The organism is Paralcaligenes ureilyticus, from assembly GCF_004346225.1.
Classification (GTDB): domain Bacteria; phylum Pseudomonadota; class Gammaproteobacteria; order Burkholderiales; family Burkholderiaceae_B; genus Paralcaligenes; species Paralcaligenes ureilyticus.
Genome location: NZ_SMAJ01000014.1, coordinates 57,412 through 76,947, shown reverse-complemented (window position 1 = coordinate 76,947; position 19,536 = coordinate 57,412). Strand labels below are relative to the sequence as shown.

17 protein-coding genes are annotated in these 19,536 nt (G+C 58.6%); 7 read left to right on the top strand and 10 right to left on the bottom strand.

The features are described from left to right. Positions 1-45 precede the first annotated feature (45 nt). The 4 genes from serS to EDC26_RS15590 all read right to left on the bottom strand — a co-directional run bounded on the left by serS (position 46) and on the right by EDC26_RS15590 (position 5,865). Positions 46-1,392 (bottom strand): serine--tRNA ligase, encoded by a 1,347-nt coding sequence (serS, locus tag EDC26_RS15605; protein WP_132584308.1) that lies wholly within the window; start codon positions 1,390-1,392, stop codon positions 46-48. 162 nt (positions 1,393-1,554) lie between these two features. Then, the gene (locus EDC26_RS15600; protein WP_165931052.1) at positions 1,555-2,892 is read right to left on the bottom strand and encodes a replication-associated recombination protein A; all 1,338 of its coding nucleotides are present in this window, start codon (positions 2,890-2,892) and stop codon (positions 1,555-1,557) included. 5 nt (positions 2,893-2,897) lie between these two features. Next, positions 2,898-3,518 carry an outer membrane lipoprotein chaperone LolA gene (gene lolA / locus EDC26_RS15595; protein WP_132584304.1) on the bottom strand — a complete coding sequence of 207 codons (621 nt, stop codon included), beginning with the start codon at positions 3,516-3,518 and terminating at the stop codon, positions 2,898-2,900. Next, positions 3,508-5,865: a DNA translocase FtsK gene (locus EDC26_RS15590; RefSeq protein WP_132584302.1), complete on the bottom strand. Its 2,358-nt coding sequence runs from the start codon at positions 5,863-5,865 to the stop codon at positions 3,508-3,510. Before EDC26_RS15590 ends, lolA begins: the two co-directional genes overlap by 11 nt. 44 nt (positions 5,866-5,909) lie before the next feature. Between EDC26_RS15590 and trxB the strand changes: the two genes are divergently transcribed. Continuing rightward, entirely contained in the window at positions 5,910-6,869 is a 960-nt protein-coding gene (gene trxB, locus EDC26_RS15585; protein ID WP_132584300.1) for a thioredoxin-disulfide reductase, read from the top strand. Beyond that, positions 6,856-7,521 carry a Smr/MutS family protein gene (locus EDC26_RS15580; RefSeq protein WP_132584298.1) on the top strand — a complete coding sequence of 222 codons (666 nt, stop codon included), beginning with the start codon at positions 6,856-6,858 and terminating at the stop codon, positions 7,519-7,521. The genes trxB and EDC26_RS15580 overlap by 14 nt, the downstream gene beginning before the upstream one ends. A gap of 211 nt (positions 7,522-7,732) precedes the next feature. Here the strand turns inward: EDC26_RS15580 and EDC26_RS15575 are convergent, their stop codons facing one another. The 4 genes from EDC26_RS15575 to icd all read right to left on the bottom strand — a co-directional run bounded on the left by EDC26_RS15575 (position 7,733) and on the right by icd (position 12,351). Next, on the bottom strand, positions 7,733-8,893 hold the full coding sequence (locus tag EDC26_RS15575) for an acyl-CoA dehydrogenase family protein (RefSeq protein WP_132584296.1): 1,161 nt from the start codon (positions 8,891-8,893) through the stop codon (positions 7,733-7,735). Positions 8,894-8,917: 24 nt separating this feature from the next. Further along, entirely contained in the window at positions 8,918-10,084 is a 1,167-nt protein-coding gene (locus EDC26_RS15570) for an acyl-CoA dehydrogenase family protein (protein ID WP_132584294.1), read from the bottom strand. A gap of 246 nt (positions 10,085-10,330) precedes the next feature. Then, entirely contained in the window at positions 10,331-10,999 is a 669-nt protein-coding gene (locus EDC26_RS15565; protein ID WP_132584292.1) for a PA3715 family protein, read from the bottom strand. 95 nt (positions 11,000-11,094) lie between these two features. Continuing rightward, on the bottom strand, positions 11,095-12,351 hold the full coding sequence (gene icd, locus EDC26_RS15560; RefSeq protein WP_132584290.1) for an NADP-dependent isocitrate dehydrogenase: 1,257 nt from the start codon (positions 12,349-12,351) through the stop codon (positions 11,095-11,097). A 175-nt stretch (positions 12,352-12,526) separates the two neighbouring features. Between icd and EDC26_RS15555 the strand changes: the two genes are divergently transcribed. Next, entirely contained in the window at positions 12,527-12,955 is a 429-nt protein-coding gene (locus EDC26_RS15555; protein WP_132584288.1) for a DUF1841 family protein, read from the top strand. 122 nt (positions 12,956-13,077) lie between these two features. Here EDC26_RS15555 and EDC26_RS15550 read toward each other — a convergent pair whose 3' ends face one another. Further along, a complete protein-coding gene (locus EDC26_RS15550; protein ID WP_132584286.1) occupies positions 13,078-13,440 on the bottom strand; it encodes a c-type cytochrome in 363 nt (120 codons plus the stop codon). Positions 13,441-13,452: 12 nt separating this feature from the next. Beyond that, positions 13,453-13,809 carry a c-type cytochrome gene (locus EDC26_RS15545; RefSeq protein ID WP_132584284.1) on the bottom strand — a complete coding sequence of 119 codons (357 nt, stop codon included), beginning with the start codon at positions 13,807-13,809 and terminating at the stop codon, positions 13,453-13,455. 141 nt (positions 13,810-13,950) lie between these two features. On the opposite strand from EDC26_RS15545, the gene EDC26_RS15540 reads away from it, so the two are divergent. From EDC26_RS15540 to EDC26_RS15525, 4 genes are read left to right on the top strand one after another with little or no spacing between them, the layout of a single operon-like run. Beyond that, the gene (locus EDC26_RS15540; protein ID WP_132584282.1) at positions 13,951-14,823 is read left to right on the top strand and encodes an AAA family ATPase; all 873 of its coding nucleotides are present in this window, start codon (positions 13,951-13,953) and stop codon (positions 14,821-14,823) included. A gap of 18 nt (positions 14,824-14,841) precedes the next feature. Continuing rightward, positions 14,842-15,462: a GNAT family N-acetyltransferase gene (locus EDC26_RS15535; RefSeq protein ID WP_132584280.1), complete on the top strand. Its 621-nt coding sequence runs from the start codon at positions 14,842-14,844 to the stop codon at positions 15,460-15,462. Then, entirely contained in the window at positions 15,452-16,624 is a 1,173-nt protein-coding gene (locus EDC26_RS15530; RefSeq protein ID WP_132584278.1) for a vWA domain-containing protein, read from the top strand. The genes EDC26_RS15535 and EDC26_RS15530 overlap by 11 nt, the downstream gene beginning before the upstream one ends. Before the next feature lie 18 nt (positions 16,625-16,642). Next, positions 16,643-19,390 carry a M16 family metallopeptidase gene (locus EDC26_RS15525; RefSeq protein WP_132584276.1) on the top strand — a complete coding sequence of 916 codons (2,748 nt, stop codon included), beginning with the start codon at positions 16,643-16,645 and terminating at the stop codon, positions 19,388-19,390. Positions 19,391-19,536 lie beyond the last annotated feature (146 nt).

Below are 19,536 nucleotides of genomic sequence, written 5' to 3'. Positions count from 1 at the left end.
CGGTTTTTGTAGCGGCAGCCCTTGTGGCTGCCATTTTTTTTAGAGCTAGCTCGACAAGACGGTCAGCCCGCCCATATAGGGCCGCAATACCTCGGGGACAACAATGCTGCCGTCTTCTTGCTGATAGTTTTCAAGCACGGCAACCAGGGCCCGGCCTACAGCGAGGCCTGAACCGTTCAGGGTATGCAGGTATTCGGGCTTGCCTTTTTCGGGGCGATAGCGGGCCTGCATGCGGCGCGCCTGAAAGGCCTCGCAATTGGACACCGACGAAATTTCACGCCAGGTATTCTGCGCCGGCAGCCAGACTTCCAGATCGTAGGTTTTGGCCGATCCGAACCCCATATCGCCGCCGCACAGCAAGACCACCCGATACGGAACACGCAGTTTTTGCAGCACGGCCTCGGCGTGGCCCACCATCTGCTCGAGAACATCGTAGGATGTGTCGGGATGCACGATCTGCACCATCTCGACCTTGTCGAATTGATGCTGGCGGATCATGCCGCGTGTGTCGCGCCCGCCGCTGCCCGCTTCGGAACGAAAGCAAGGGGTGTGCGCAGTGAGCTTCATCGGCAACGCCGACAGCGGCACGATGGAATCGCGCACCGAAGCGGTCAGGGGAATTTCAGCCGTGGAAATAAGATACAGATCTTCGCTCGCCACGGCATTGCCATGCTCGTCGAGGTTAGGCTCGTCATCCGCGCCACCCTTGGTCACCCAAAACATATCGTCTTTGAATTTGGGCAACTGGCCAGTGCCGAACAAAGTGGAACTATTGACGATATACGGGGTGTAGCATTCCAGGTAGCCATGCTCGGTGGTTTGCAGATCGAGCATGAATTGCGCCAGTGCGCGATGCAGACGGGCGATGGGACCGCGCAACATCATGAAGCGCGCGCCTGAAAGCTTGCGCGCCGCGTCGAAGTCCAACCCCAGCGGCTCGCCTAACGATACGTGGTCTTTTGGCTCGAAGGGCAAAGGCTGCGGGTTGCCATCGGCGGCCGCCGCCGCGGGCAGCCAGCGCCGCACTTCGACATTGTCGTCGGCGGACGCCCCGGCCGGGACACTGGCGTGCGGCAGATTCGGCAAGGTCATCAGCCATTCGTTCAGTTCGGCCTGCACCGCGGCCAGCTCGGCCTCCAATTCTTTAAGGCGGGCGGGAATAGCCTGCGATTCGGCGAGCTCCTGGCTGGCGTCCGCGCCTTTGGATTTCAGTTGCCCGATCAGTTTGGATACGGCATTACGGCGCGCCTGCAGGTTCTCGGTTTCCACCTGAACGGTCTTGCGGCGCGCCTCAAGCCGATTGAAGCGTTCGGCATCGAACACCATACCGCGCAGCGCAAGCCGGTCGATGACGGTGGCCAGGTCTTTGCGTAATTGATTGGGATCTAACATGGTTGATTCAGCAGATTTATTAAATTAAGAAAAAAAATGGGGTGGCACTGATAAGATAGGCGCCGGCAGGCATGGCACCCACAAGGGGTGCCGCTACATGATTCACGGGTACGTTTCTGTAGCGGCAGCCCTTGTGGCTGCCAAAATCGTTGATAACCAAGATCAACTCTTGGCCTCGTCATCCAGCTTTCTAAGAAAGGCCAGCTTCTCGGCAATTTTACCTTCCAGGCCGCGGTCGGTGGGGCGATAGAATTTGGCCTTCAGTCCATCGGGAAAATAGTGTTCGCCTGCCGAATAGCCGTGCGGTTCGTCGTGCGCATAGCGATAGGCTTGCCCATGGCCCAGTTGCTTCATGAGCTTGGTGGGCGCATTGCGCAAGTGCAGCGGCACGGGCGCGCTGCCGTTTTCCTGGGCATAGGCACGTGCCGCTTTGTAGGCGGTATACAGGGCATTGGACTTGGCTGCACAGGCCAGATAGACCACGGCCTGGGCCAGCGCCAGCTCGCCCTCGGGCGAACCCAGCCGTTCGTAGATATCGGCGCCGTTAAGAGCAATTTCAGTGGCCCTGGGGTCGGCCAGGCCAATGTCTTCGACGGCCATGCGCACAATGCGGCGCGATAAATAGCGCGGGTCGGCGCCGCCATCGAGCATGCGGGCAAACCAATACAGCGAGGCGTCGGGATCCGAACCGCGCACCGATTTATGCAAGGCGCTGATTTGATCGTAAAACGCATCGCCGCCCTTATCGAAGCGCCGCAAATTCTGCGAAAGAGAGGTTTCGAGCCATTCCGAATCAATGACACGGCGCGCGGCACCGCGTGCCGACTCGGCCACGACCTCGACGGCATTGATCAGCCGCCGCGCATCGCCATCGGCCCAGGCAGCCAGTTGCGCTTGCGCCGATTCATCGAACTGCAGTGTCTCGGACTCGGGCAGCGCCGCGTTGATCATGGCCATCGCGCGTCGCAACAACTCTTGCAACTCGGCGACGCCGAGCGACTCGAGCACGTACACGCGAGCACGCGACAACAGCGCCGAATTGACTTCGAAGGACGGGTTTTCGGTGGTGGCCCCGATGAACGTGAACAGCCCGCTTTCGACATAGGGCAAAAACGCGTCCTGCTGCGCCTTGTTGAAGCGATGCACCTCGTCGACAAACAGAATCGTGCGCCGGCCCTGGCCTTGCGCCACCTGTGCCGCCACAACGGCCTCGCGTATATCTTTGACTCCGCCCAGAACGGCCGACATTGCCAAAAACTGAGCATCGAATCCCGCCGCCATCAAGCGAGCCAGCGTGGTTTTTCCAACCCCGGGCGGTCCCCAGAAAATCATGGAGTGGGGCCGGCCCGACTCGAACGCTACGCGCAAGGGCTTGCCGGGACCCAGCAGATGAACCTGGCCCGCCACCTCGTCGAGTGTCTTGGGGCGCAAGCGCTCGGCCAACGGAGCGTTGGCCGCTGTCCCGCCGGGGAGATTGAAAAGGTCCTGGCTAGTCGCCATAGGCATCACATCTTGACGACATCGGTGCCTTTCGGTGGAACAAACGTAAATTCGCCGGCCGGAAGTTTGGGGTTGGCCACCATATGGCTTAAATCAATGCGCGTGGTTTGGCCAAACGAATCCTTCAGTTCCAGACGCGCTGGCATATCGTTTTTAAAACCGATGTCGGCATAGGCGAACCCGGCGCCCGTGTCGCGCGGCACGGCGCGCAGCCATTGCAAGCCGTCGCGATCAGGCTGGGCGCTGACGATAAAAGCGTCGTCCAGCGAGCCCGAGCCAAACAGGATGGCCGCCGGAGAAGCGCCGATGGCCTTATCGACCGTGCGCTCGGTGACCTGGCTTAAATCGGGATCGTATTGCAATACTTTCGTGCCGTCGGACACGATCAGTTGTGCATAGGGTTTTTGCACCTGCCATTTAAAATGGCCAGGACGCTGGAACGAGAACACGCCTGACTGCGGCGGCTTGGCCTGGCCCTGCTGGCCCAGGGTTTGCTGAGTGAATTCGCCCGTAGCAGACGCCACCTTGGCCACGAACTGCCGCAATTGCGTCGGCGCATCGGCCGACCAGGCCAGCACCGGGCTCGCCGCCAACAACACGGCGGCCAAAAAATGTTTACTCTGCATTTGAACCTTCTCCGGCAGGAACCAGGATTTCACGGTTGCCATTGGACTGCATGGCCGAGACCAGGCCGGCGTTTTCCATTTGTTCAAGCAAGCGCGCCGCGCGGTTATAGCCTATACGCAAATGGCGCTGTACAGACGAAATCGATGCGCGCCGATTCTTCAGAATGACCTCGACCGCCTGGTCGTACAAAGGATCGGACTCGGCATCGGCAAAGCCCGTAACACTGCCCACGCCATCGCCGGTCTCGCCTTCCAGCGCACCTTCGAGCAGGCCCTCTACGTAATTGGGTTCGCCCTGCTCTTTAAGCGAATCGACTACCCGATGCACCTCATCGTCGCTGACATACGCACCGTGCACCCGAGTCGGAAACCCCGATCCAGGCGGCATATACAGCATATCGCCCATGCCCAACAGAGCCTCGGCGCCCATTTGATCGAGTATCGTGCGCGAGTCGATTTTGGACGATACTTGAAACGCAATGCGGGTCGGGATGTTGGCTTTGATCAGGCCCGTAATCACATCGACGCTGGGGCGCTGAGTGGCCAGAATAAGGTGGATGCCCGCGGCCCGGGCTTTTTGCGCCAATCGAGCAATGAGCTCTTCAATTTTCTTGCCCACGACCATCATCAGGTCGGCCAGCTCGTCGATCACCACCACGATCATCGGCAGGGTCGACAAGGGTTCGGGCGCATCCGGAGTCAGGGAGAACGGATTGGGAATGGGCTCTTCACGTTTGATGGCCTCGCGTATCTTGACGTTATAGCCGGCGAGATTGCGCACCCCCATCTTGCTCATGAGCTTGTAGCGCTTTTCCATTTCGCCCACGCACCAGTTCAGCGCGTTGGCCGCATGACGCATATCCGTTACGACGGGCGCCAGCAAATGCGGGATCCCTTCATAAATGCTCATTTCAAGCATTTTCGGGTCGATCAATATAAGGCGGGTCTGGGTGGCGTCAGCCTTGTACAGCAAGGACAGAATCATGGCATTGATGCCTACCGATTTACCCGAGCCCGTAGTCCCCGCCACCAGCAGATGGGGCATTTTACCCAGATCGGCCACCACCGGATTGCCGGCAATATCCTTACCCAACGCCATCGTGAGCGGCGAGGGGTTGACGTGATAGGTTTGCGAACCGATGATTTCGGAAAGCCTGACGATCTGGCGTTTAGGGTTAGGAAGCTCCAGCCCCATTAAATTCTTGCCAGGAATCGTTTCAACCACCCGGATACTCACCAGGCTAAGCGCGCGCGCCAGGTCTTTGGCCAAATTGACGATCTGGCTGCCTTTGACGCCGGTGGCCGGCTCGATCTCGTAACGCGTGATCACAGGGCCGGCCTGGGCCGCCACCACCACGACCTTGACACCGAAATCGGATAGTTTTTTCTCGATCAGGCGCGAGGTGAATTCAATTGTTTCAGGCGCCACGGTTTCTATGCTTATACCCGGCGGGTCCAGCAGGCTGATCGCCGGCAAATCGCCCGAAGCACCGGGCTCGATGGGCGCCACAAACAGCGTTTTCTGCTTTTCTTTTTCGACCCGCGTGGATTTGGGAATGCTGGTAATGGCCGGCTCGATGCGTATGGGCTGTTCGTGCACGAATTGCTCATGCTTGGCCTCAACGAGCTCGGTGCGCTCGGCGCTTTTGACTTCGCCTACCTTGCGGTCTTCTCGCGCCGCCTTCAGCTCGAATACGCGACGCACCGATTTTTCGATGGCCGACCCGATGCGCTCGGCCAGAAACAGCCAGGAAAAACCGAAGAAGAGGCTCGCCCCCACCGCCATCAGAACCAGCAGCAGCAGCGTGCAGCCGGTGGTCCCGACCGACAGGGACATGGCATGCGACAGCAGCTTGCCTAGCTCGCCCCCGGCACCGCTGGGCAAATGAGCGCCCAAGGCCTTGAGCTGCATGGCTTCGGTGCCCATCGCCCCAATGAACAGCAGGAAGAATCCAATCCCGATTTCCCAGTGAACCCGCGGCAAGGTGTCTGTTTTAAGGCTGGGCAACAACATGCTGGTCAGCCGGTAAAACCCGACCGCCACACGCTGCACCAGCAAAACCACCCATAACCAGGCCGAATAGCCAAACAGGAAAAGCAGCAAATCGGATACATAAGCGCCCAGCCGCCCTCCCCGATTCAGAGTGACGCCGGCGCGCACCGAATGCGACCAGGCCGGGTCGGAAGCGTGCCAGGTCGCAAGAACCAGGCCTAACCATACTGCCAGGGCAGCGAACACGATCCAGCGTGCCTCGCGCAGCAATCCGGAAACCCGGGATTGCAGGAGTGAAGGACCGTTGCGCACGTTGCGCGATGAGCGGGGAGATGTCGCAGGTATTCTAGCCATGGACTCATTATAATTGCCTGTTCACTATTTTCGGATTTTCTGTGATGACAACACCCAAACACGCCAAGGTTCTCATTCTAGGATCGGGCCCGGCCGGCTACAGCGCGGCGGTCTACGCCGCGCGCGCCAACCTTTCCCCCGTCCTGGTCACCGGCCTGGAACAGGGCGGGCAATTGATGACCACCACCGACGTCGACAATTGGCCAGCCGACGTGCAAGGCGTGCAAGGCCCCGACCTGATGCAGCGCTTCCAGGCGCACGCCGAACGCTTCAACACTGAAATGGTGGCCGATCACATTGCCAGCGTCGACCTGTCCAAACGCCCGTTTACCCTCTCCGGAGACACAGGCGCCGCCTACACGTGCGATGCCCTGATCATCGCCACCGGCGCATCGGCCCAATACCTGGGCCTGCCCACCGAGCACGAATTCATGGGGCGAGGCGTTTCGGGCTGCGCCACCTGCGACGGTTTTTTCTACAAGAATCAAGATGTTATCGTGGTCGGCGGCGGCAATACGGCCGTGGAAGAAGCGTTGTACCTGTCGAACATCTGCCGCACGGTGACCTTGGTGCACCGGCGCGATAAATTCCGCGCCGAACCCATTCTTATCGACAAAATGATGGAAAAGGTCAACAACGGCAACATGCGCCTTAAATTGTTCTACGAACTCGAACAGGTGCTGGGCGACGCCTCCGGGGTAACGGGCGCACGCCTGCTCAACAATCAAACCCAGACAAGCGAAGATATGGCGGTTACGGGCGTTTTCATTGCTATCGGGCATCGCCCCAATACCGAGATATTCAGCGGGCAGCTTGAGATGGAAAATGGCTATATCGTGACCCAGGGCGGCCTGAAGGGAATGGCCACCATGACCTCGACGCCCGGTGTATTTGCGGCCGGCGACGTGCAGGATCACGTGTATCGCCAGGCCATCACCAGCGCCGGCACCGGCTGCATGGCGGCCCTTGACGCACAACGGTGGCTGGAGAATGCGGGCAACTAAAGGCGGCCTGGCCGACCTGAAGCGGCTGCGGCAAAAAGCGGCGGCGGCCCCCGAACCCCCCGCATCCAGAACCGCCCACCAGCCTCCAACGACCCCGGCATTGCAAGCGCCTGCTCCAGACGCCGAAGACCAGCGCGTATTCCGGCAGGCCGTCAAAGGGGCGGCGCGGCTCCATGGCTCCCAACGGGCCATTTTGCCCCCGGTGCCAACCGCGCCTGTCGCGCAACTACGTCAGCGCCGCCAAGCGGCCATAGGTGCGCAACACGCTCCGGCAACACCCGTATCTGATCTGTACACCAGCGCCCGGCAGGCGCAGGATGAATCAGAGTTTGTACGAGCCGGCAGCGGCCCGGACCTGCTCAAAGGCCTGAAACGCGGCAAATGGCCCATTGGCGCCACTCTGGATTTGCACGGCGCCACACTGGACGAAGCTCGTGAGCGCCTGGATCAGTTTTTGCAATCGTGCCTGACGCACCACCTGCGATGCGTCTGCGTCGTGCACGGCAAGGGACATGGCTCGAAGAACGGCACGCCGGTGCTTAAAGAGAGCGTGCGGCGCTGGTTGACCCAACTGGCATACGTGCAGGCCTACGCCGAATGCCGGGAACAGGACGGCGGATCGGGTGCGGTACAGGTCCTGCTGCGGCAATGACAAACGCCGACAGCAATGCTGTCGGCGTTTGTCATTTATACTTTTTTTGGGGACCTGCTTTGTAATGCACCGTTTGATCGGCTGCCCATGCAGGGCTTTGTCTCCTCACCTGCATGCCAAGCATTGTGCACGAACTTCCACGCTGGAACACTTAGGGAATACACTTGGTTGGAGCTTTTTTGCTCAGGCCTGATGGCGCGGCCCACATTTTTCAGCGGCGCTGATCGAATCGCTTGTCGACCAGGGCCGATGCAATATTAATTTTCTGGATATCGATAGCACCTCCGGCGATGCCCCAGCCCCACGCATCGCGCAAGCGCTGTTCCATCGGATACTCCTTGTTGTAACCATAGCCACCCATCAGCTGCAACGCCGATCCGCATACTTCGCGCACCATCTCATTGGCAAAGCATTTGGCCATGGAACTCTCCTTGGCCGACGGCAAGCCCTCCTGGGCATTGATGACTGCCCGATAAAGCAGCAAGCGTGCCGCATCTACCCGCATCGCCATTTCAGCCAACTTGATCTGCACCGCCTGAAATTCGACTATCGGTTTGCCGAACTGCTGGCGTTCCTGCACATAATCGAGTACATATTCCAGCGCTCCGGCAGCCAGCGCCAGGCTCATGGTGGCGTTGCCGCAACGCTCCAGATCGAAGGCTTCCATTAGTTTCTTGAAACCGCCCGCCGGAACGATCAGATGAGCCAACGGCACTTCGACGTTATCAAAATACATATCAGCGCTGGCAATGCCGCGAAAACCCATCAAACGCTCGCGTTTTCCGAACGTCAAGCCAGGGCTTCCTTTTTCCACATAGACCGCACCAATACTTTTGGCACCGGGTTCGTCTGAAAGGCGACAATAGACCACATAGGCATCTGAATGGCCGGCGCCCGAGCACCAGCGCTTTTGGCCATTGATGATCAGTTTATCGCCGAGGACGACCGCCCGGGTTTTCAGATCGGTGAGCGCGCTGCCTGCGTCAGGCTCGGACATGCTGACGGCCACAATCCATTCTCCGGCGCACACTTTGGGGATGACGCGTTGCTTGAGTTCTTCACCGGCAAAATGCTGGATCGCCAGCATGGGGCCAAAACAGGACTCAAAAATTGGAAAGGCGACTGCCGGCGATATTTTGGCGACTTCTTCCAAAACCAGCACCGCATCAAGATGGCTCAACCCCTGCCCGCCGTACTGCTCTTTAATGTTGATGCCCAGAAAACCCACGGCGGCAAATTTTTTGACCCAGTCGCGTGATACGGGTTCGTCGTCTTCTTCGACTTGCCGCGCCACGTCACGCAATGATCCTGCGGCAAACTTGCGCGCCGCTTCGCGCAACTGCTGCTGCTCGTGAGTCAGGGTGAAATTCATGGCGTTATCCTTTAAACGGCATGCCTAGTACGATTTCGGCAAACCAAGCACTTTTTCCGCGATATAGCACAACACCAGCTGCGGGCTGACCGGCGCAATGCGCGGGATCAGCACCTCCCGCAAATAGCGCTCGACATGATATTCCTTGGCATAGCCGAAGCCGCCATGCGTCATGACCGCCGTCTGGCAGGCGTTGAAACCCGCCTCGCCCGCCAGATACTTGGCTGCGTTGGCCTGGGCGCCGCAAGGCTCGCCGCGATCGTAGAGCGACGCGGCGTGGAACACCATCAGGCTGGCCGCTTCAAGCTCCATCCAGCATGCCGCGAGCGGATGCTGGATCCCCTGGTTCTTCCCAATCGGGCGGCCGAACACGATGCGCTCTTTGGCGTAGTCGGTCGCACGCTGCAGGGCGACGCGCCCAAGCCCCACGGCCTCGGAAGCGATCAAAATCCGCTCGGCATTCATCCCATGCAGAATATAGTGGAATCCTTTGCCCTCCTCGCCAATCCGATCGGCCGTAGGCACCTTCAAGCCATCGATGAACAACTCGTTGGAGTCCACCGCCTTGCGCCCCATTTTCTCTATTTCCTGCACCCGGACGTGGCGGCGATCCAGGTCGGTATAGAAAAGGCTTAGCCCATCGGTATGTTTCTTGACCTGTTCAAGAGGCGTGGTGCGCGCCAGAATAAGCATTTTCTCGGCTACCTGGGCAGTTGAAATCCAGACCTTGGCGCCACTTAATAAATAATGATCGCCATGGCGCTCCGCTTTCGTTTTCAGCTCGGTCGTATTTAAACCCGTGTTGGGCTCGGTCACGGCAAAACACGCCTTCTCGCGCCCCTGAACCAGCGGCGGTAGCATCCGCTGCTTCTGTTCTTCGGAGCCAAACTGCACCACCGGATTCAATCCGAAAATATTCATGTGCACGGCCGAAGCGCCAGTCAGCCCCGCGCCCGACTGGCTGATCGTTTGCATCATGATGGCCGCTTCCGTAATCCCCAGCCCCGCCCCGCCATATTGCTCGGGGATGCAGATGCCCAGCCAGCCGTCGCGCGCCAGGGCCTGATGCAAATCATGCGGAAACCCGCCGTCCCGATCTTTCTCAAGCCAGTACTGGTCGTCGAATTGTTCGCAGATTTTCGCTATCGCGGCGCGTATGGCGTCTTGTTCGGGGGTGAAGGAAAAATCCATTTTTGGTGCCTCGAAAAGAATGGGCGCAGGGGGAAGTAGAGTCGTAAACACAGTCGCAATTATGACCGTAAATACGTAGAGCGACCCTTGCGCTCGCTTGTGCGCCTCGGCGCCAGCCCACCTATTATTAACGAAAATGGCACCCACAAGGGGTGCCGCTACATTTAGATATCCGCGAAGTTTGTAGCGACAGGCCTTGTGCCTGTCATCTATGCAAAACACCCTATTGCCCGAAGACCAAAACAGTCATTGGTCGAAGGCCAAGGCGGCCGGGACGCCGTAGTGCGCACCGTCGTAATTCAGTGTCGCATTAGACTGCCTGGACGGTTTGTTCTTCGTCACGCATTGGCCTGCGGCCTGGGCATGGGTCGCATCGACGGTTTTTTCTTTGACCTGCAGCGTTGCATAACCGCCCCGACCGGCGGGGCCGATTGATATGACGCGGGCGATGTCGGAGAATTGGCCGGCGCAATTGCCGTCCCATTCTCCATTGCTTTGCTGTGTTGTCAGGTTGGCGAGCACCCTGCGCAGCCTGGTTCCGTCGACAACGTAAAGGCTGAGCGTGGTCGCGGCGAAGGGGTTCACCCGCGACGAACCCTCGTAGCTCTTCCTCACGCCGAAAGCCAGCGCCTGAGGCGCAAGCTGCCAATGCGCCGTGTCGAGAGCCATACCCTGCAAGCCGACTGCATCCGACGTAATAGAGGACGGTTCGTAGCTATGCGCAATAATCGCCCCCGATTTGCTGTCTGCCACCAGTACCTCGACATCGTAGACCGTTGCATCCGCTGTTGCGCCTTTCTGAGGCAAGGGCAAAACAGCCAGCGTTTGTGCCGGATTTTCGGGCCAGACCTTGCAAGCGGCGTAATCGGTGCTGATAGCACGGCCGGGGTGCAGCGTCTGGGTCCACTCCTTCAAGCTTGTCGTGCAATCCGCGTGTGCGAACAAGGGAAAGCATAGAACAAAGGATGCAAGAAGCGGGCGTGCGAACACAATGTCGAGCGCGGCAATGATTACATGTTGTTGATCAAAACCTGACCGAAGCCCGAGCACGAAACCTGGGTGGCGCCTTCGAGCAGGCGGGCGAAGTCGTAAGTGACCTTTTTCGACAGAATCGATTTACCCATGCTGGCGATAATCAGATCGGCCGCTTCGGTCCAGCCCATATGACGCAGCATCATTTCGGCGGAAAGAATCTCCGAACCCGGGTTAACGTAATCTTTGCCGGCATATTTGGGCGCCGTGCCGTGCGTCGCCTCGAACATCGCGACCGAATCCGACAGGTTGGCGCCCGGGGCGATACCAATGCCGCCTACTTGAGCGGCCAGAGCGTCAGAGATATAGTCGCCATTAAGGTTAAGCGTGGCGATCACCGAGTACTCGGCCGGGCGCAACAAAATTTGCTGCAGGAAGGCATCGGCGATGACATCCTTGACAATGATGTCGCGACCCGTTTTGGGGTTCTTGAATTTGCACCACGGGCCGCCATCGATAGGCTGCGCACCAAACTCTTTTTGCGCCAGTTCGTAGCCCCAATCGCGGAACCCACCTTCGGTGAATTTCATGATATTGCCCTTATGCACCAGAGTGACCGACGGACGGTCATTGTCGATGGCATACTGCATGGCTTTGCGAACCAGGCGCTGCGTACCTTCGCGCGACACGGGCTTGACGCCAATGCCCGATGTGGCCGGGAAACGGATTTTTTTCACGCCCAGCTTGGTCTGCAGGAATTCGATCAAGGCCTTGGCCTGCTCGGATTCGGCCGCAAATTCAATACCGGCATAAATATCTTCGGAGTTTTCACGGAAAATAACCATATTGGTTTTTTCCGGTTCGCGCACGGGCGAAGGCACACCTTCGAAATAGCGCACGGGCCGCAGGCAAACGTACAGATCCAATTGCTGGCGCAAAGCGACGTTCAGCGAACGGATGCCACCGCCTACAGGCGTGGTGAGCGGGCCCTTGATCGATACCACGTAATCTTTGACGGCATCGAGGGTTTCTTCAGGCAGCCAAACATCAGGGCCGTAAATTTTGGTGGACTTTTCACCGGCATACACTTCCATCCAGTGAATTTTGCGTTTGCCGCCATAGGCCTTTGCAACCGCCGCGTCCACCACTTTGAGCATGACGGGGGTGATATCGGCTCCGGTGCCATCGCCTTCGATATAGGGGATGATCGGCTCGTCGGGTACGTTGATCGAAAAATCGGCATTGACCGTAATTTTTTGGCCCGCTGCCGGGACCTTGATGTGCTGGTAGGACATGAATGCTCCAATGTCTCCGATGGGAGGGGGGTTCGGTAAAAATCAGTCTTATATAAGAGTAGTTTAGCCTAAATAGGGAGTGATTTTAGCCGCTCTGGTAAAAAACAGCGGCCAAAGCGTCGCGAACACCCTGCCCGGGCCAGTTAAAATACCCGTTTTTAGGCATACACATCCCATGTTCAATCCGTCTCGCGAGCAGGTGCGGCAGTTTTTCACCGAGGCCTGGCGCAAACATCGCAATGCAGAGCTTATCAGCCCTCTGGAAGCCATGGCCATTGATGTGATCGTTCAGCATCCTGAATATCATGGCGATCTGGAAAGTGAAAATGCGGTAGGGGCGGACTATACCGTCGAGCAAGGCAAGACCAATCCGTTTTTGCATCTCTCCATGCATCTGGCCATCGCCGAGCAATTATCCATAGATCAACCGCCCGGCATCAAGGCGGCCTGGGAGCAATTGCAGGCTGTGCGCGATGCGCACGAGGCGGCCCACGAAATCATGGAAAGTCTGGGGCAGGTGGTGTGGGAAGCGCAGCGTCTGGGGACGCCGTTCGACAGCGACACGTATCTGGAATTGATCAGGCAGCGCGCTACGCGGGGGTAGCGCGCTCTTGCGCTGGATTGTGTTGCGGCGCCAGGATTTATGGCACCCACAAGGGGTGCCGCTACAAAGCGTGCCCGCGAATCATGTAGCGGCACCCCTTGTGGGTGCCACCTTCGCAAAACCTATTGCTGAACCGACAAAGGCGACGGCAGAGTAGCTAGCCAGGCAGTGATGTTGGCGATGTCGGCATCGGTCAGTTGCGCAGCCATGGCGCCCATAGTGGCGTTTTTACGCAAATTGGACGAGGCGGGCGCATTGGCCTGCCCACGCTTGTAGGCGTGCAGCGCATGGCTGAGGTAATCTTGGTGCTGGCCGGCCAGAATCGGATATGCAGGGCTGATCGGTGTTTTGGCATCGGCGCCGTGGCACGACGCACAGCTAAATTTTGCGAACGCGGCCTGGCCTGCGGCCAGATCGGCGGCCTGAGCCATTGAGCCTGCACATAACAGGAGTGCGCCCACCAAGGCGAGAGACAAATTTTTCATGGGAGCCCTCGATTATTTAAAGCTGGAATAATGTGCGGCCAGATCGGCCATGTCTTGCGGCGACAAGCTCCTGGCGATGGCTTCCATGGTGGGGAACGTACGCGCGCCGCTGGCGTATTCTTTTAAGGCGGCGACAATGTAGTCGGCATTCTGGCCGGCAATTTTCGGCACGTGATAGACCTCGGGGAACGAGGCCTTATAGTCGCGAATGCCGTGGCAACCTATACACATTGAGGTTTTGTCCAGGGCCGCCTTGGCGTTGCCCACTATCGGTGCGGCATCGGCCGCCCAGGCCTGCCCAGCGACTGCACAGGACGCCATTACGGCTAGCGCAGACAACGTACGCGTCATAGAAATTCGCAGCTTCATGTTAGCTCTTGATTTAGCGGTAAATAAAAAACGGTCAATAAAATACAGACGGGTAAACCGTTGGATTGTACGATAATTGTATGATCCTATCTAGAAACTGCTGTCAGCATTGTCTCGCTGCCTATAAACACGGACCGCAAAATGAGCTCGACCTCCCCCGCTTTTTCTTCCGAACGCTTCACCGGTACCGAGCGCTATGTCGCCACCGATGACCTGAAGCTGGCGGTTAACGCAGCGCTGACACTTCAGCGGCCCTTGTTGATCAAAGGCGAACCAGGCACTGGCAAAACAATGCTGGCCGAAGAAGTTGCGGCGGCACTGAACCGCCCCTTGCTGCAATGGCATATCAAGTCCACCACCAAGGCGCATCAAGGCCTGTACGAGTACGACGCCGTATCGCGGCTGCGCGATTCGCAACTGGGCGACGAAAAAGTGCGCGACATCGGTCATTACATTATCCGCGGCGTGCTGTGGCGCGCTTTCGACGCCGACGAGCCCGGGGTCGTGCTGATCGACGAAATCGACAAGGCCGATATCGAATTCCCCAACGACCTGCTGCAGGAACTCGACCGCATGGAGTTCTACGTCTACGAGACGCGGCAAACCATACGAGCCAAACATCGTCCGCTCATCATCATTACGTCCAACAACGAAAAAGACTTGCCCGACGCCTTCTTGCGGCGCTGCTTTTTCCATTACATCACCTTCCCCGACCAGGACACCATGCGCCAGATCGTGGCGGTGCATTACCCCAACATCAAGCAGGACGTGCTGGGCGCAGCGCTGACCACCTTCTTTGCTTTGCGCGACGCGCCGGGCCTGAAGAAAAAACCCTCCACGTCCGAATTCCTGGATTGGCTGCGGCTGCTGATGAATGAATCCATCAGTGCAAGCCAGATCAACAGTACGGCAGCCGACCTTCCCCTGATGGCAGGGGCCTTATTGAAAAATGAACAGGACATCTCCCTCTTGCAGCGCCTGGCGGCCATGACCCGTGCCGGGCAACGTCGCTAACCTTCACCACGAGACGCCATGAACCAGGACCAAGGATTTCGACAGGCTCCGGCCCCCGCTACATTGCAAGGATACGGCGTGCGGCTGGTCCCGCTCGCGCCCGCTCATGCCCCCGAACTGGAGGCCGCTGCCGCCGACGGCAAGCTCTGGCAGCTACGCGTGACATCGGTGCCCGAACCGGGCGCCGCCGCCGCGTACATCAGCGCCGCCCTGCAAGGGTTCAAAGAGGGCCATATGCTGCCCTTTGCGGTGGTCGATGAAAGCAGCCAGAAAGTCATTGGCACCACGCGCTATCACGACATCGTTCCTGCCGTGGCGCGGCTGGAAATCGGCTACACCTGGTACGCACGCAGTTGGCAAAGAACCCACGTCAACACCGCTTGCAAGCTCTTGTTGCTGCGCCATGCGTTTGGCGCGCTGGGCGCACAACTGGTGGGATGGCGCACCGACAACTTCAACCACGCGTCGCAGCGCGCCATCGAACGGCTGGGCGCGCGCAAAGACGGTGTTTTACGCCACCACGCTTTGCGCCGCGACGGCACCGTGCGCGATACCGTCATGTATAGCCTGAGCGTGGGCGAGTGGCCTGAAATCGAAAAACAACTGGAATACCAGTTCACCCGGCACCATGCTGACTGATTTTTTCTACCATCTGCGCGCCCACAAGCTGCCGGTGTCAGTGCAGGAATACCTGACGCTGCTCGAGGTATTGCGCAGCGATGTCATGGCGCCCACGCTGGATGATTTCTATCAACTGGCGCGCATGACCCTGGTCAAGGACGAGACGCTGTTCGACCGCTACGATCTGGCCTTCGCCAGTTTCTACAAGCAGGTCGAAGCGGCGTTTCCGGCCGATAAGGAAATCCCTCTGGACTGGCTGATCAAGCAGTTCCAGAAAAATCTCAGCCCGGAAGACAAGGCGGCCATCGAGAAGCTGGGCTGGGACAAACTGATGGAGCTTTTCAAAGAGCGTCTGGAGGAACAAAAGGAGCGCCACGCCGGCGGCAGCAAATGGATAGGCACGGGCGGCTCGTCGCCCTTCGGACACGGCGGCTACCACCCGGAAGGCATACGCGTGGGCGGCCCGTCGGGCGGCAACCACAGCGCCGTCAAAGTATGGGAAAAGCGCGAGTTCCGCGACTACGATGACCAGCAAGAGCTTGGCATACGCAATTTTAAAATGGCCCTGCGGCGGCTGCGCCACTTTGCGCGCGAAGGCGCCGAACTTGAGCTCGACCTGGACCACACCATTCTCAAAACGGCAAAAAACGCCGGCTTTCTCGACCTGCAAATGGTTCCCGAACGCCACAACACCGTCAAAGTGCTGATGCTGCTGGATGTGGGCGGCAGCATGGATGAACACATTGCACGCGTTGAAGAATTGTTTTCAGCCGCGCGCAGCGAATTCCGGCACCTGGAGGTGTACTACTTCCACAATTGCCCATACGAGTCGCTGTGGCAAAACAACCGCCGGCGTTATAGCGAGCGCTTTGACACGTGGGATATTTTGCGCCGATATAATGACGATTGGCGCCTGATCATTGTGGGCGACGCCACCATGAGCCCCTACGAAATTCTGCACCCGGGGGGCTCGGTCGAACACAACAACAAGGAAACCGGCGCCGCCTGGTTGCAGCGCCTGCTCGATACCTGGTCCAAGGCCGTGTGGCTCAATCCCGAACCTGAAGGTTACTGGCAGTACCGGCAATCGATCGCACTGATCAAAAATATCATGCACGACCGCATGTACGGCGTTACCGTCAGCGGACTCGAACGCGCCATGCAGCATCTATCGAAATAAACACGGATACCTAAACGCATGTTTCTACGTTCCATTAAAGCCCTTGGCCTGAGTGCCCTTCTCGCCGGCGGCCTGGCGGCCACTTCCGCCCACGCACTGACACTGCCGGCGGGCATCGCGCAAGGCCCCGCCGTCGAAGGCGTGTCCGAATACACCTTGCAAAACGGCCTGCGCGTTTTACTGGCGCCCGACGATTCGAAACCGTCTACGACCGTCAACATGACGTACCTGGTGGGGTCGCGCAACGAAAACTATGGCCAGACGGGCATGGCGCACCTGCTCGAGCACATGCTGTTTCGCGGCACACCTACCCTGCATAACGCCATGGCGGAATTTTCCAGACGCGGGCTGCGAGCCAATGGGTCCACCTCCAGCGACCGCACCAATTTTTTCGCCAGCTTTGCCGCCAACCCCGCTACGCTCTCATGGTTCCTGGGCTGGCAGGCCGACGCCATGGTGAATTCACTGATCGCCAAAAGCGATCTGGATTCGGAAATGACGGTGGTCCGCAACGAAATGGAAAGCGGCGAAAATAATCCGTTTCAAATTCTGATGCAGAAAATGCAGGCCACTGCGTATCAATGGCACAACTATGGCCACAGCACCATCGGCGCGCGCTCGGACGTAGAAAACGTCGACGTCGGACAGTTAAAGGCGTTCTACAAAGAGTATTACCAACCCGATAATGCAGTGCTGATTGTTTCGGGCAAGTTCGATCCCGCGACGACCTTGCAAACCATCGCCCAGGCCTTCGACAAAATCCCCAAGCCCGCCCGAAGCCTGCCGGCCGAGTATACGGTCGAGCCGGTGCAGGACGGGGAGCGTGAAGTCACGCTGCGCCGCCCCGGCGGCAGCCCCTTGATTGCGGCCCTATACCATATACCGGCTGCAGCAAGCGTGGACTACACCCCCATCAACCTGGGCGTGGCCATCCTCGGCGACACGCCTTCCGGCCGGCTCTACCATGCCTTGGTCGACAGTAAATTAAGCACGGGGGTTTTTGCATTCGCCGCCAGCATGAAACAACCTGGCTATGCTCTTTTTGGTGCGGAACTGGAGCCGGGAATGGATCAGCCCAAGGCGTTGCAGGTACTGAACGACACGCTGGAGTCGCTGTCCAAAAAACCTTTCACACAAGCCGAGCTGGATCGCATCCGCAGCAAATGGCTGACCGATTGGCAACAAACGTACGCCGATCCGCAAAGCATGGCGGGCGCGCTTTCAGAAGCGGCGGCCGATGGCGATTGGCGCCTGTTCTTCCTGCAACGGGATCAGGTCGAGAAAACAACCCTCGCCCAGGTCCAACAGGAAACCCAGGCCTATCTGGTGCGCAGCAATCGCACCAACGGTGTGTATATACCCACCGACAAACCCGTACGCGCACCCACTCCTGGAAAGATCGACCTGAGCGCCTTGTTCCAGGATTACAAGGGCGGCGAAGCGCCTAAAGCGACCGCTGCCTTCGACCCAAGCCCCGCCCATATCAATGACAGCACGCAGCGCACGCCCCTGGTTTTGCCCAACGGCACGATCAAGCTTGCCCTCTTGCCCAAGCCCACGCGAGGCGATCGGGTCCAGGCCAAATTGATGATCCACTTCGGCAATGTCGATGAACTGAAAGGCCGGCGCACCGCCGCCAATGGCGTTGCAGCCTTGCTGGATCGCGGCACCGATAAACTGTCGCGTCAGGAAATCCAGGACAAGCTGGATGCGCTGCAGGCGAGTGTCAATTTCGATGGCGCGGGCGGCGCGGTGGCTGTCGGTATGTCGACCACCCGCGATCATCTTCCAGCCTTGATTGAACTGGTGCTGGACATCGTGCGCAATGCCGACTTCCCGGCCAAAGAGGTGGCCGATTATCAACTGGAAATGGCCACCTCCATTAAAAATGCGATGTCCGAACCCAGCGCCCTGGCCTCACGCACGTTGACACGCCATACCGATCCCTGGCCCGGCGACGACATCCGCTATACCCCTACATTTGCTGAGTCGCTAAGCCGTATTGCCGCCTTGAAACGGCAGGACTTACTGGACTTTCATCAAAAATTCTACGGTGCCGGAAACATAGAATTCGCCGCGGTTGGCGCCTTCGATGCGGACGCGGCCAGGGCGGCATTGACCAAGGGTATCGAAGGCTGGAAAAAGGCTCCCGCCTACACCCGCGTTCCGGATCCTTATCATGCGGTAAACGCCAAGACCTTCAATATCAATACCCCCGACAAGGCCAACGCGTTTTTCCTGACCACTCTGCCAATCAACGTCCAGGATACCGATCCGCGCTTCCCGGCTCTGTACCTGGCCAACTATTTGCTGGGCGGGTCGGAGACCTCGCGCCTGTGGAACCGCGTCCGGGTCAAGGATGGGTTGTCCTACGACGTCCGCAGCGTGTTGGACGCGTCGGCCTACGAACCCTCGGGTGACTGGTCCATCTACGCCATACAAGCGCCGCAAAACAGCCAACGCCTGCAGAAAGCGGTGCATGAAGAGTTGGCGCGCGCACTGAAGGACGGGTTCAGCGCCAAAGAAGTGCAAGAAGGCATCCACGCCCTTCTGAATTACCGCAAGCTGGCCCGAGCACAGGACGGCGTGCTGGCGCGTACATGGATCGGCTATCTGCAGCAGAATCGTACGTTCGAATGGTCGGCGCAAATGGATAAAAAGCTGGCCGGCCTGACCGCCGACGATGTGAACGCGGCCTTGCGGGACGTGTTAAAGCCAGCTGATTTCAGCACTGCGGTGGCGGGCGATGAGGCGAAGATGCAGTGATTTTGCGCTGGGGATGGTAATGGCACCCACAAGGGGTGCCGCTACATTAGCGACCGGTAGGTATTTGTAGCGGCACCCCTTGCGGGTGCCATTTTGTTTTTTGGGATACAGCCACCGAACAACGACGGACGACCGCAAGGGTCGCC